General features: G+C 58.9%; 11 protein-coding genes. 7 read left to right on the top strand and 4 right to left on the bottom strand.

What is annotated here, in order from left to right:
* Window positions 1-44 precede the first annotated feature (44 nt).
* From BN1800_RS13470 to BN1800_RS13460, 3 genes are all read right to left on the bottom strand, one after another.
* Window positions 45-1,310, bottom strand: a complete 1,266-nt coding sequence (locus BN1800_RS13470) for an O-antigen ligase family protein (RefSeq protein WP_086998199.1) — start codon at window positions 1,308-1,310, stop codon at window positions 45-47.
* Window positions 1,311-1,321: 11 nt separating this feature from the next.
* Window positions 1,322-2,542, bottom strand: a complete 1,221-nt coding sequence (locus BN1800_RS13465; RefSeq protein ID WP_280173952.1) for a polysaccharide biosynthesis/export family protein — start codon at window positions 2,540-2,542, stop codon at window positions 1,322-1,324.
* A gap of 122 nt (window positions 2,543-2,664) precedes the next feature.
* Window positions 2,665-3,345, bottom strand: a complete 681-nt coding sequence (locus tag BN1800_RS13460; protein ID WP_027510101.1) for a sugar transferase — start codon at window positions 3,343-3,345, stop codon at window positions 2,665-2,667.
* Window positions 3,346-4,115: 770 nt separating this feature from the next.
* On the opposite strand from BN1800_RS13460, the gene BN1800_RS13455 reads away from it, so the two are divergent.
* Window positions 4,116-4,403: an exopolysaccharide production repressor protein gene (locus BN1800_RS13455; RefSeq protein WP_027510100.1), complete on the top strand. Its 288-nt coding sequence runs from the start codon at window positions 4,116-4,118 to the stop codon at window positions 4,401-4,403.
* A gap of 135 nt (window positions 4,404-4,538) precedes the next feature.
* Entirely contained in the window at window positions 4,539-5,540 is a 1,002-nt protein-coding gene (locus BN1800_RS13450) for a glycosyltransferase family 2 protein (protein WP_086998193.1), read from the top strand.
* Between the two features lie 6 nt (window positions 5,541-5,546).
* Here BN1800_RS13450 and BN1800_RS13445 read toward each other — a convergent pair whose 3' ends face one another.
* Window positions 5,547-6,506 carry a glycosyltransferase family 2 protein gene (locus tag BN1800_RS13445; RefSeq protein WP_086998190.1) on the bottom strand — a complete coding sequence of 320 codons (960 nt, stop codon included), beginning with the start codon at window positions 6,504-6,506 and terminating at the stop codon, window positions 5,547-5,549.
* Window positions 6,507-7,031: 525 nt separating this feature from the next.
* Between BN1800_RS13445 and BN1800_RS13440 the strand changes: the two genes are divergently transcribed.
* The 5 genes from BN1800_RS13440 to BN1800_RS13420 all read left to right on the top strand — a co-directional run bounded on the left by BN1800_RS13440 (window position 7,032) and on the right by BN1800_RS13420 (window position 13,155).
* On the top strand, window positions 7,032-8,150 hold the full coding sequence (locus BN1800_RS13440; RefSeq protein WP_051336565.1) for an acyltransferase family protein: 1,119 nt from the start codon (window positions 7,032-7,034) through the stop codon (window positions 8,148-8,150).
* A gap of 45 nt (window positions 8,151-8,195) precedes the next feature.
* Window positions 8,196-8,945 (top strand): endo-1,3-1,4-beta-glycanase ExoK, encoded by a 750-nt coding sequence (gene exoK, locus BN1800_RS13435; protein ID WP_244564495.1) that lies wholly within the window; start codon window positions 8,196-8,198, stop codon window positions 8,943-8,945.
* 1,284 nt (window positions 8,946-10,229) lie between these two features.
* Window positions 10,230-11,225: a glycosyltransferase family 2 protein gene (locus BN1800_RS41380; protein ID WP_179213788.1), complete on the top strand. Its 996-nt coding sequence runs from the start codon at window positions 10,230-10,232 to the stop codon at window positions 11,223-11,225.
* Window positions 11,225-12,151 (top strand): glycosyltransferase family 2 protein, encoded by a 927-nt coding sequence (locus tag BN1800_RS13425; protein WP_086998181.1) that lies wholly within the window; start codon window positions 11,225-11,227, stop codon window positions 12,149-12,151. The genes BN1800_RS41380 and BN1800_RS13425 overlap by 1 nt, the downstream gene beginning before the upstream one ends.
* Window positions 12,148-13,155: a glycosyltransferase family 2 protein gene (locus BN1800_RS13420; RefSeq protein ID WP_086998178.1), complete on the top strand. Its 1,008-nt coding sequence runs from the start codon at window positions 12,148-12,150 to the stop codon at window positions 13,153-13,155. Before BN1800_RS13425 ends, BN1800_RS13420 begins: the two co-directional genes overlap by 4 nt.
* Window positions 13,156-13,158: the final 3 nt, after the last annotated feature.

The following is a 13,158-nucleotide window of genomic DNA, read 5'->3' as shown; positions in this document are numbered from 1 at the left end:
CATATCCCTCATCACGCCACGTTCGGCGGCGTACATGCAAAAAATCAGGAACGCACGGTCGCAGCAGATTGGTAACGCTGCAGGCCGGCCATCGCCGAGCGCTGGCGCGCGCCGACAAGTTTTCCCGCGGAAAAATAAAGAAGAAAGGTACCGACGTTATAGGGCGTCAGAACGTCGATCTCCACGAACGAACGGATCAGAAGCAGCACGGTGATACCGAAAAGAACATAGGATTCATCGTTGCGCACATCCTCGATCAGCCGGCGCAGATGCCCCCAGAGGGTCGCGATGATCGTGACAGCAAGGATGAGCACGCCGATCAGGCCGAGTTCGACGGCCGTCTCGATATAGGTATTATGAAAATGGAACCCGGCTCTCGAGGCGATGAAGAATTCCTTCCATAGCCGCTCGGGCTCTGCGAAGCCCTGAACCCAATAAGCCTGATAACCGATGCCGATGGCCGGGTTCTGCGCCGCAGCCTCGATACCCTGCTGCCAGAGATAGGTGCGGCCCGTCAGGGTCGAATCCTTGCCGAAGATGCCGAGCACCGCGTCGATAGCGCCCAGATAGACACCTGCTACTACCAGGATGACAGCCGCGACGCCGCCGCCGACCACCAGCAGCTTGCGCTGTTGCGGCGACAACATGAGCACGACGCGAAAGCCTATCAGCAGCGCGACGATCGCCGCCGTCGTGATGACCGAGGTGGCCGATTGCGAGGCAAGCAGGCAATAGGCCGCCATGAGCCCGACCACGCCCGACGCCATCATCCAGAGGCGTCGCTCGCCATAAATAAAGACGGCGGCAAAGGCGAAGATGATGCCCAGCGACGCATAAAAGCCGAGCTGGTTCTTCGACGCAAAGGCGCCAACGAAACTGTAGGTCCCGTCGAGCACGTCATATTCGTAGTAGCCGAAGAGGATCGAATAGAGCAGCACGATCGCCGCACCCGCCACCGATCCGAGCGTCAGCGTCCGGACATCAAGCACGCGCACGGCAATCAGCGCGCAGATCACCTGCGTCAGATACTGGATGCTCGCCCTCAGCGACACGCTCGGCACGGCCGACCAGAAGACGGAGAGGAAAGCGAAAGCGGCAAAGGCGAACAGCCAGATGAACCGGCTGTAGCTGCCGAGCACCTTGCGATAATTGACGGCGACGAGCGGCAGCCACAAGGCATAGTAAAACAGGATCGCCACCTGTCCGAAACGGATCGAGTAGGCGAAGCAGAAGAGCGAGAGCGCAACCGCCGGAATGGCGTAAAGCTCGTTCTCCCCCGGTTTTATCAGCAACGATTTGGCGATCCGCATACGGGTCTCCGCTATCTCATTGCAACCCCGGCGGTGACCCTGATCAGGTCGCCCGGCTGCAATGCGGTATTTTCCTGGACCGGAATTTCCTTCGACAGGCCGTCAACCTCCCGCACGATGGAATAGCTGATGCTCGCGGCATTCTGAGGATCGAAGCGGGCGGCGTCGTTCGATTGTGCCAGGGCTTCCGACATCAATGCATCGCTGGTCGCAATCTTCAGATTGAGTGTATCGAGTTCGGATTCCGTGTCTTGCAATTCCTGCGACAGTTTGGCGTCCCAGTCGTTCCGCAGGGTGATCTCGTCCTGATTGGCCTGGCTGATGTCCTGCTTGGCCTTCAAGATGTTGGTATCGATATCGAGAAGCGTTGCCTCGGTATCGGCGGCGCGCTGCTCGGCGGCCATCTTTCGGGCGCTGAGCGCAAGGCCTTTCTCGGCAAGGTTTTCGACTTTGTCGCGATCTTCCTTGGCAAGCTCGAGCTGGCGCGTTTGCGTCTCGGTCTTCTTGCCGAGAGACTCGATTTCGGCCTGCAACAGCGATTTCAGGTCGTCCAGTGCCTGAAGCTGCAGTGTGAGACGCTTCTTGCGCGTACTCATCAATGCCGTTTCGCTAGCAAGCAGGGCCTTTGCCTCGGGCAGATCCGTGAGTTCCTTCGGCATTTCGATCGCGTCGCTCTTGGCAATTTCCGCCTGCAGCCGAGCCTTGCGGGCAATGAGCCGGTTGCGTTCCGTCGTATAGACGACGGCATCGCCCTTGGCATTTATGAAGTCGCGGGCAAAGCGCTGGCCGGCATCGGCCCGCCGCAGGCCGCCAGCCAGGCTGACGGCCTTCACGACTGACAGATTGGGCGCGAAGGGATATTCGCCGGGGTTTTCCACATCGCCGGTCATGAAGACCGGCCGGAATTGAGCGAGCTCGACGGATGCCGACGGCCGGTCCTTGAGGCCGAACTGCTTCTGCAGCGCGACGCCGATTTCCTTCGCGATTGCATCCGTCGTCTTTCCGGAGGCTGGGAGGTCGCCTACGAATGGCAGTGAAAGGCTGCCTGAGGGGCCGATCGTGTAATCGCCACTCACCACTGACCAGTCGCGGATCGCGCCTTCCGCCGTTTGCCATTCGGCAACGCGGATGCGCAGCTTGTCCATGGTGCCGAGCTGGTAGTCGGCAGCCCGGGCAAAGCCGGAGGACCCGATCAATATGCCAAGCCCCGCAACGAAAGCGAGGCCGTGCATAAACGAATTTTCAAGCAAGTTGCGGCGCAACAGGATTTCTCTCATTCAGTCTTCCTCGTAAATCGGCACGGCAAGCCAAAAGCAGTACCGTACGTTACTTGGCGTATATGGAAGGCGGCTTCTCAGTAGCTGCCGCGCTGCATGCAGACGGCGGGAATCGTCTGTGCAATGATCTTCACATCGCGGATGAGCGACCAGTTTTCGACGTAGTGAGTATCGAAAGCAACGCGGGCAGCGTAGGACACATCATTGCGTCCGCTGATCTGCCAAAGGCCGGTAAGGCCCGGACGCGCCTGTAGATAGTAGACGGCTGAGGACTCGTAGAGCTCCAGTTCGTCAAGAACGACGGGCCGCGGCCCGACAACGCTCATTTCGCCGCGGAGAATGTTGATGAGCTGGGGCAGTTCATCAAGGCTGAGCTTGCGAAGCACGCTTCCGACCGCGGTCACCCGCGGATCGTTCTGCAGTTTTCGCGTTGCGCACCACTCTTCCATTGCCTTCGGGTTGTTGCGCAGATGCTCCTGCAGGACCTTGTCGCCATTGACGGCCATGGTCCGGAACTTCAGGCAACGGAACTCCTGGCCGTTGTGGCCAATACGGCGATGCCCATAGAAAGCCGGCCCCTTGTCGGAGAGCTTTACGAGCAGCATCACCATTAAAAATATCGGGCTCAGGAAAAGGAGCCCGAGCGAGGCAGCTGAGATATCGAATGCCCGCTTCATGATTCCGCCGGTCGGCGGAAACGCATTCGCATGAACCACGCCAAAGAATGGCGTATCGTCCGATCTCGTCGCAGACTTCATAGAGTTAACTCCACTTATGTTTGCCGTTTGGTCGGTATGCCCAGGCCGCTAAGCTAGCGCTGACGAATAAGGAGTGTATGGGCGGAATTTGTTTTTTTAAGCCACAATTTCATGGCGATTGTGTAACGGCCCGTTTCAGGCGTGTCTTGATCACATTTCTTTTTTTAAGGGTTCTCTAAATTTCATATTCAAAGCATGCAATGTTTTTGAATAGACTCTGTGCGGCGCACTAAAGGTCTTCGTATTTGCTTCGCATCGCAAAAAGATTGAAGAATAAATCTTTCTACGCCTTCCGGGTGACATTTGGCTAAGCCATGAGGGCACTACCCGGAGTAGGTCAACTATATTGTCTTATCGCCAATTTATTGCGTTGCACCATCAATTTTGCGCCGCACACTCAAATCGATTTAGATGAAAACTTTGTAATAAAAGTTGAACGCATTTGTCTCTCATGCGTTGGTTCGGTAGGCAAATGTGACGCAAAGTACTGCGTGCAATGTCAAAATTCGGACAACCTGGAGTAAAATCGACACATTTAGCTACCCGAATGCCCTCACGGCATTCCTTAACGAGGCGTCGTCGATTTTACCCAAAACGGGAAAGAAACCTTAAACCGAATACTGTAGAAAAGGGGCAATGGATGAAAAAGAATGTCCTCGTTCGGTTGAAACGAGGAGCCTTCTAAAATATACAAAGTAAAGGGTCCTTAGGGAGGAAGCCCGAATTCAATGACTGTTCATTGAACGAACCTCCCCAAGGGAGGCAAGGCTATGTATGCACCTCGCGTTTTCGTCAGCATGATCGGCGCTTTAGCCGTTTTTGCGGTTGCGACCTATTGGCTAAACGGCTCACTGACGACGACACTGATCGACACGGTGATCTGTGCGGTTCTCCTTCAAATCGGCTATTTCGGTTGCGTGCTTTTCCTCGTGTGGAAGGAAGCGAAGGCGCGCAACACGCAAGGCACCATGGCGGTATCCCATGTACCGTCCCGCAGCGACGACAACGAGAAGATTCCTGTCTCGCCCTTCAATGGCTCCGAGCCTTTCAACCGTTAAGAACAAGTCTTTTCGCGCGGTCAACGATAGCGCCGGAACGATCCCGTAAAATCTTTTGAAGGTTTTTTACATTGCCGCCGACGCGGCGACGTCCTAACTCTTGCGCGAGACAACGGAGGGTACGACGTGGTTGAAATGGCTCAGGCAAGTGTTTGCGTGATCATCGCCGCCAAGAACGCGGCCGATACGATCGGAATGGCTGTCGCTTCGGCTTTACGGGAAAAAGAAGTGGCTGAAGTCGTCGTCATCGACGACGGATCCAGCGATGGGACCGCCGGCGCCGCCAGATCTGCCGATGACGGCAGCAGTCGCCTGAACGTCGTTTCCTTCGAGAGGAACAGAGGCCCATCGGCCGCCCGCAATCACGCGATCGAAATCTCCACCGCGCCGCTGATCAGCGTTCTCGATGCCGACGATTTCTTTTTCGAAGGCCGGTTCAGCCGCATGCTTGCAGAGGATGACTGGGATTTCGTCGCCGACAACATTGCCTTTGTCGAGGCAGAGACCGTGATGCGCGCGCCTCAGCAACTCGACCATTTCCCGGACCGTCCCCTGTTTCTCGACCTGGTGACCTTCATCGACGGCAATATCTCGAAGCGGGGCGTCCGGCGCGGCGAAATCGGCTTCCTGAAACCGGTGATGCGGCGCGCGTTTCTCGATACTCACAAGCTGCGCTATCGCGAGGAGATGCGTCTCGGTGAGGACTACGACATCTACGTCCGGGCCCTGGCAAACGGCGCGCGCTACAAGGTGATCCATAGCTGCGGCTACGGCGCCGTCGTGCGTGGCAACTCGTTGAGCGGCAGCCACCGGACAGAGGACCTCCGCAAGCTCTACGAAGCCGACCAAGCGATTCTGGCCAGCGGCAGCCTGACGCCGGAAGCCGCCGCGGCCGTCCGCCGCCATGAGAGGCATGCCCGCGGCAAATATGAGCTTCGCCATTTCCTCGATATCAAGAGGCAGTCGGGCGCTGGTGCGGCCTTGCGCTACGCCTTCGCCCATCCTTTCGCCGTTCCGGCGATTGCCAGCGGCATCTTCATGGACAAAACGGAACGGTTCCGCAGCCCCGGTGGAGTCGAGATCGCCACCAGAGGCGCCGGCGGCCTCAGATATCTGCTGGCCTCACCGGCCGAATAGCCAGCGCTACTTCGAAAGCTTGCCGCCGGCGATCTGAAGAGCGCTCGCAAACAGGGCCGGATCGCGCCACGCCCAGCGGGCCAGCATTTGGAAGTCCGGCAGGCGGCGCCTGCGCACCAGCCGCGCCTGGCTCCAGAGCGCCTGCTTCCGCGCCCGGTTCTTGTAGGCCTTGATGGTCTCAATTTCGACCGGGCGCTTCGAAAAGCGGCTTTCAAGCCGGTCGAGCGCCATCCAGGTGATGAACTGCTGCTTGAGAAACTGCGGTGAATCGTTGTCGACGCCGTGAAAGATATTGATGCCCTCGCCGCGCAAGGCCCCCGGCTCCACGCAAAGAAGAACGCGCCGCGCCGCAAGCATGCAATCGCAGAAGAACAGCACGTCCTCCGCCGCCAGCCGCAGCGCAGCGTCGAAGCGCACCTTCTCGATCAGCGGTCGGCCGATGACCATGCACGACATGTGGAGGAAGGCCCAGTTCTTGAGCATCACGCTGGCAATATCCGGAATCTCAAGCAGAAGTGGGTGTTCGCAAAGGCGTACCGCCTTTTCGCTGGCCTCCAGGTCGGCGATGCTGAAATGATAATCGAATTCCTCGCCGCCGTGGATCGACGCCCAATAGCAGTCGGCATCGAACCTCTGCAGCGCATCATAGGCATTCTGCAGGTGTTCGTGCGTCCACAAGTCGTCGGAATCGAGGAAGGCTGCGAAGCGCGTTGCCGCCGGAACATTGTCGAGGCCGGTATTACGCGCCCCGCCCGGTCCCGCATTCGCCTGCTTCACGACGGCAATCCGCGATCTCTGCTCTTCGACAAGCGGATTCAACTCGTCCTCGGCGGGATAAGGCGACTGATCATCGACGACAATCACATCGAAGTCCTGAAAACTCTGCGCAAAGACCGAGGCCAACGCGCGGCGAAGAATGCCGTCCTCGCGTTGATAAAAGGGGATAATGATCGTAAAGGTCGCCATTCTTTCTCCTGAAGAGCCGTCCGGTGGGCACATAGGGCCGACACCGCACCAAGCAAGTTGCTGCACTGCGAAATGATCAAGGTCATTCCGGCCGAAATTTGTCAAAGACCGTTGGCGGTCGCAAACAGCCATGTGCCGAATAAACCCATTGGCGTAGCGAAAGCCACATTTCAGCCACATTCAAGCGCCCGGCATCGCGGGAAAGGGATAGACTCCTTCACCAAACGAAAAAAACTTTTCCGCCGCAGCGGGCGTCATAGCCTCACCAATTTGAATTTATGATGACTTTCCGAAATACGTTGGCCCATCGGCGTTTCAGTAGGTTCTCTTAAAGCCAAACACGATAAAACCCGTGGCCGCAACCGTTAAAATCAGCCGTCCCGAAACGGGATCGCCGATCACTTTTTGCTGCAGTGCCATATTTTCTTCCGTGAAAACGCTCTAGCTTTTGGTCTGCGGGCTCGAGTCTGCTCTCGTTGAAACGGTCGCAAGGGGAGGTGCGACCCAATAGGGGTGACTGATAACGTGAACGTTGACGCCAACGTATCCTCGCGGATCAACCTGATGCGCATCGTGCTCATTTCGGGCATCGTGTTCGTCCATATACCGTTTGACCCTGCCAATACGCCGTTCAACGGAAACTACGGTTTCTTCGACTGGCTGCGGGTCTTCCTGAGCGAAGCGCTCTTCCGCGTCGGGGTTCCCTGCCTCAGCGCCATTTCCGGCTACCTGCTGTTTCGCGGCGGGACGGAGGGCTTCAACTATGGGAAAACCGTGCGCACGAAAGCGCAGACCGTCTTCCTGCCGTTTCTCATCTGGAACACCGCGTTCTTTGTCGCTGCGCTGGCAATGCTGAGCGTCGGCATTGGTGACGGCTACGTCGTAAGCCCTTGGACGGCATCGGTACGCGATCTGCTCAGCCAGCTCTTTGCGGCAGAGGAATTTCCCACCAACATCCCGCTTTACTTCCTGCGCGACCTCTTCGTCTGCGTCCTGCTTTCGCCGCTGCTTGCCTGGCTCATCCGGCGCGTTCCCCTGCTGACATTGTCGACTTTGCTGTTGCTCGCGCTCATTCCGGAAATGTCGCTCTACATCGTGATCAAGCGCTCGATCCTCTTCAGCTTCGCATTTGGCATCTATGCGAGCCTCTACAAGATTGACATCAAGGCACTCGACCGCTTTGCACCACTTGGCGTGGCGGCTCTGCTTGCCGCTTCGGCACTGCTTGCGACCGCGATCTACATGACCGGTCCGTCAATGCCGGACTGGGTGGAGCTTTGCCGCAATGCGCTGGCAATCGGCGGAGCCGCCGGCTTCTGGATGCTTTCGGCGCCGCTGATCAAGACCTCCCTCGGCCAGCGTCTTTCGAAGACCGGAAGCCTGAGCTTTTGGATCTTCTGCGCACATTATCCTTTGCTCGTCCTATTCTTCATGATTTGGGAAAAGACGGGCATCGGCTTCTATCCGCTCTTTTTCTGCGGCTCGCTTCTGGTGCTTTTTCCAGTGCTTGCGCTTTCCAACAACTTCGTCCGCAACAACGCGCCGCGCCTCTACGCCGTGCTGACCGGCGGACGGACCAAAAAGAGCTCTCAATCCGCTTTCCGCCGGAAGGTCCCGGCAGAATTCGCTCCACAGCAAAGGTGAGACATGACGGCCAAAATCGCCCATGCGCGACTGCTTTGCCAGAGTATGACGATCGGCGCCCTTATCCTCGGCGCCCTCCCCGCACATGCCCAGCAGGCAACGAGCAAATCCTTCGTGGATGATTTCGACAAGATCGACCGCAGCATCTGGTATGTATCCGACGGCTGGAACAACGGCGCCCACCAGAACTGCACCTGGTCGAAAAACCAGGTGAAGGCCGAGGGCGGCATGCTGCAGCTGACCTTCGCCGAGGGTAAATCCAAGGACCGCAACTATCTCTGCGGCGAGATCCAGACAAAAAAGCGCTTCAGCTACGGCACCTATGAAGCGCGGATCAAGGCTGCAACCGGCAAGGGCCTGAACTCCGCCTTCTTCACCTATATCGGCCCTGCCGACAAGCAGCAGCACGACGAAATCGACTTCGAGGTGCTCGGCAAGGACACGTCGACTGTCCAGGTGAACCAGTACATCAAGGCCAAAGGCGGCAACGAAAAGCTCGTGCCCGTCGGCCAGGGGGCCGACCAGAGCTTCAATGACTACGCGTTCGTCTGGGAGCCGGGCCGGCTTCGCTATTATCTGAACGGCAAGCTCGTCCAGGACGTCACCGACCCGTCCAAGATCCCCCAGAACCCGCAGAAGATCTTCTTCAGCCTCTGGGGAACCGACAAACTTGTGAACTGGATGGGAAAATTCGCCTATACGCAACCAACGACGATGGAAATCGATCGGATGGCCTACACGGCTCCGGGCGACAAATGCCAGTTCGAGGGTTCGATCGCCTGCACGCTCAATTGAGCGTAGTGAAACTGCCGAAAGATTGCACAGCACACCCCGAAACGGACTCCGGTGATATCCGGGATAGCGCAAGGAGTATTGATGCTCAAAGTCCTCTATCTGGCGCATGATCTGGCCGATCCCGCCGTGCGCCGCCGCGTGCTGATGCTGACTGAAGGCGCTGCCTCGGTGACGCTGGCCGGCTTCCGGCGCGGCGAGAACGCGCTTGCCGCCGTCAACGGCCTCACGCCGATCGAACTCGGGCGGACCGCCGACGCCAAATTTGGCCAGCGCATAAGCGCCGTCGCAAAGGCGGTCGCTGGACTGCGGGGCCTGCTGAAGGGTATCGAACGGCCAGACGTGATCATCGGGCGCAATCTGGAATCGCTCGCAGTCGCCGATCGCGCCAGCCACCTCTTCGGCGGTGTGCCGATCGTCTATGAGTGCCTTGATATCCATCGCCTTCTCGTGAGCGACGGCATGGCCGGAAAGGCGGTCGGCCTTGCGGAAGCCTATTTCGGGCGAGAGGCGAAGCTGATTCTGACGAGTTCGCCCGCCTTCATCGCCAACTATTTCGTTCCGCGCTCGGCTCTCAAGGCGCCGATCATGCTTGTCGAGAACAAGGTCCTCGCGCTGAACGGCATGCCGGAAGCAACCCCGCTCCGCCTGCCGCCAGCCGAAGCCGAGCCCTGGAAAATCGGCTGGTTCGGCGCGCTCCGCTGCCGCAAGTCGTTGCAACTGCTTGCCGATTTCTCCCGTCGGATGAATGGCCGCGTCCGCGTCGTGCTGCGCGGCCGGCCGGCCTATTCCGAATTCGCGGATTTCGACACCTTCGTCGCCAACGAACCCTATCTGACCTTCGAGGGGCCGTATAAGAACCCGGAAGACCTGTCGGCAATTTACAGCGATGTCCACTTCTCCTGGGCGATCGACTTCTTCGAGGAAGGCCTCAATTCCAGCTGGCTGCTTCCCAACCGCCTCTATGAAGGCTGCCTCTATGGCAGCGTCCCGATAGCGCTCGCTAGCACTGAGACAGCTCGCTTCCTCTCCCGCAAGGAGATCGGCCTGACGCTGCACGACGCCTCTGTCGAAAGCCTTGAGGCGCTTTTCGAAGGCCTCACCGGCGAGCGTTACGGCTCGCTTGCAGCGGCCGTCGCTGCTGAAGACCGGAAGAGCTGGCTCGCCGACCGCAGCGATTGCCGCACCTTAGTCGACAATCTGTCCCGCCTTGTACCGTCCGCCGCCGAAGCGCACGCGGCCAATGCCTCTAGCCCCGCAACAGCAGTTCCAGAAGGGTTGACTGCAATGATGACTGATGTTTGTTCCAGCGTCGCCTGCCTCATCATCATTCCCTGCCTGAACGAGGCAAAGCACATCGAACCCCTGATCGAAAAGCTCGGTTCGGCGCTCGATCAGCTGAATGCCCGCATCGTCGTCGCAGACGGTGGCAGCACCGACGGCACGCGCGAAATCGTCGGCCGCATCAGCGAAACCGACCCGCGCGTCATCCTTCTCAACAACCCCCGCCGCATCCAGAGCGCAGCCATCAATCTCGCAGTCAAGACTTTCGGCCGCGACTACGAATACCTGATCCGGATCGACGCCCATGGCGATTATCCGACGGATTTTTGCCAACGACTCGTCGAGGAAGCCGAGCTTACCCAGGCGGATTCGGTCGTCGTCTCCATGGAAACGATCGGATTCGGCATGTTCCAGAAGGCCACCGCCTTCGCGCAGAACTCCAAACTCGGCAATGGCGGCTCGAAACATCGCGGGGGGGCCAAGGGCCATTGGACCGACCACGGCCACCATGCGCTGATGCGTATCGCAGCCTTCGAGACCGTCGGCGGCTACGATGAAACATTCAGCCATAATGAGGACGCGGAATTAGATTACCGTCTGAAAAAGGCGGGTTTTGGCATCTGGATGACCGATAAGACGCAGATGATTTATTATCCAAGATCAACCGTTGGAACGCTTTTCCGGCAATATCTCGGCTATGGCCGGGGCCGTGCGAAGAACATTCTGAAGCATGGCAGCATGCCGAACCTGCGCCAGATGCTGCCGCTCGCGGTGGTGCCGGTCTTTATCGGCGCGTTTCTGGCCGTGCTGAGCTGGATTGCGGTCATTCCGTTCAGCCTCTGGGCCGCCGCCTGCGTCGGCTACGGTTTCTGGATGGCGGTCGGCCAGCGTAATCCGTACGGGCCGCTTGCCGCACTCTCGGCCATGGTGATGCATTTCGCTTGGTCGGCCGGTTTCTGGATGGAACTCTTGAACTTCCGCAACCGCAAGACGTCTTGATGAAGGACCAACGCATGCAGATCGATATCGGCGTTTGCACCTATCGCCGCGCCTCGTTGGACGAGGCGCTGCTTTCGCTTGGCGTGCTTGCGATTCCCGAGAATGTCAGCCTGCGCATCATCGTTGCCGACAATGATGTGACGCCGAGCGCACAAGGACGCGTCGAAGCGCTCCGCTCGACGATCCCGCACGAGATCGCCTATGTGCACTGCCCGGCATCAAACATCTCGATTGCCCGCAACGCCTGCCTCGAAAACGCCACTGGCGATTTTCTGGCTTTCATCGACGACGATGAGGATGCCTCGGAAAGCTGGCTGGTGGAGCTGCTGAATGGGGCGGAAAAGACCGGCGCCGATGCGATCCTCGGCCCGGTCCGGAGCGTCTACTCGTCAACCGCTCCTGCCTGGATGCGAGACGGCGATTTTCATTCGACCCTGCCGGTCTGGGTTGGCGGCGAAATCCGCACGGGCTACACCTGCAATGTGCTGCTCCGCCTCGGCTCCGAACATGTGAAGGGCCGCCGCTTCAATCTGGCGCTTGGAAAGACGGGCGGCGAAGACACCGAATTCTTCAGCCATATGCACCGGGACGGAGGACGCATCGCCTACGCCCCCGAAGCGCATGTCTATGAGGCGGTACCGGAAAAACGGGCGGAGCTTTCCTGGCTCGCGAAACGCCGCTTCCGCTTCGGCCAGACGCATGGGCGCCTGCTGCAGGAAAAGCATCGGGGACTTGACCGCCTGAGACAGATCGGGTTTGCCACGGCAAAGGCCGGCTATTGCCTGGGCGTGGCGCTCATCTGCATCCTGGCTCCCGTTCCGCGCTATCGTTACGCACTTCGCGGCGTGATGCATCTCGGCGTCGTCAGCGGCCTGCTCGGCGTGCGCGAGATCCGCCAATATGGCGCAGCAGAGGGGACTGCATGACGAAAGAGCTGCCAGACATCAGCTTCATTATGGCTGCTTACAATGCAGCGGAAACGCTTTCGAAGGCGATCGAAAGCGCGCTGGCGCAGACAGGCGTGACCGTCGAGGTCATCGTTGCCGACGATTGCTCGAGCGATGACACGCGCGAAGTGGCGCAAGGCTATGCGGAAAGGAATGTCCGCCTGCTCGCCCTCGAAAAGAACGGCGGACCTGCCGCAGCACGCAACGCAGCCATGGCCGCAGCAACGGGCCGGTGGCTTGCCGTGCTCGATTCCGACGATGCGATCGAACCGGGGCGGCTGGCCAGGCTGATTGCCCGCGCCGAGAAAGCCGGCGCGCAGATCGCAGTCGACAATCTGCGGGTGATCCGCGCCGATGGTACGCCGCCGGAAACGATGTTCTCCGAGAGCATGCTCGCAGCCATGCCGGAACTGACGCTGCCCGTTTTTATTCGCTCCAATGCGCTTTTCCAGACGACGCATAATTTCGGTTATCTCAAGCCCGTTTTCGAACGCGCTTTCATCGAGCGCCATGCACTGCGCTTCGACGAGAATCTGCGGATCGGCGAGGATTATGTATTCCTCGCCTCCGCGCTGGCGCTTGGCGCGCGCTGCGTGGTCGAGCCGGTTGCCGGCTATGACTACAATATCCGCGAGGGTTCCATCTCCCGCATGCTGGAGCTCCGGCATATCGAGGCGATGATGGAAGGAGACAGGGTCTTCCTCGGCAAGCACACGCTCGATGTGAAGGCTATGGCTGCGCAGAAATTCCGGGCACGCAGCCTGCGGCAGGCGAGATCGTTCCTTCTCCTCGTCGAAAGCGTCAAGAACAGATCGATCTCCGGCATGATCAAGGCGGCATGGAGCGATCCTATTGCCCTCCGCCACCTCAAGATGCCGATCGCTGTCCGCCTCAACAGATTGGCCGCGGCATTCCGCAATCTCGCTGGCCTCAAGACAGACATTCCAACATTCGGTGGCGCACCGCGCACGCCCAAAGGATGACCT

The sequence above is a fragment of the Rhizobium sullae genome (genome assembly GCF_900169785.1).
Taxonomy (GTDB): Bacteria; Pseudomonadota; Alphaproteobacteria; order Rhizobiales; family Rhizobiaceae; genus Rhizobium; species Rhizobium sullae.
This window is presented reverse-complemented; position numbering and strand designations above follow the sequence as displayed.

Coding starts and splice junctions, on each gene's coding strand:
- BN1800_RS13470 (WP_086998199.1), bottom strand. CDS start 1,310: ATGCGGATCGCCAAATCGTTGCTGATAAAACCGGGGGAGAACGAGCTT.
- BN1800_RS13465 (WP_280173952.1), bottom strand. CDS start 2,542: ATGCACGGCCTCGCTTTCGTTGCGGGGCTTGGCATATTGATCGGGTCC.
- BN1800_RS13460 (WP_027510101.1), bottom strand. CDS start 3,345: ATGAAGTCTGCGACGAGATCGGACGATACGCCATTCTTTGGCGTGGTT.
- BN1800_RS13455 (WP_027510100.1), top strand. CDS start 4,116: ATGTATGCACCTCGCGTTTTCGTCAGCATGATCGGCGCTTTAGCCGTT.
- BN1800_RS13450 (WP_086998193.1), top strand. CDS start 4,539: ATGGCTCAGGCAAGTGTTTGCGTGATCATCGCCGCCAAGAACGCGGCC.
- BN1800_RS13445 (WP_086998190.1), bottom strand. CDS start 6,506: ATGGCGACCTTTACGATCATTATCCCCTTTTATCAACGCGAGGACGGC.
- exoK (WP_244564495.1), top strand. CDS start 8,196: ATGACGATCGGCGCCCTTATCCTCGGCGCCCTCCCCGCACATGCCCAG.
- BN1800_RS41380 (WP_179213788.1), top strand. CDS start 10,230: ATGATGACTGATGTTTGTTCCAGCGTCGCCTGCCTCATCATCATTCCC.
- BN1800_RS13425 (WP_086998181.1), top strand. CDS start 11,225: ATGAAGGACCAACGCATGCAGATCGATATCGGCGTTTGCACCTATCGC.
- BN1800_RS13420 (WP_086998178.1), top strand. CDS start 12,148: ATGACGAAAGAGCTGCCAGACATCAGCTTCATTATGGCTGCTTACAAT.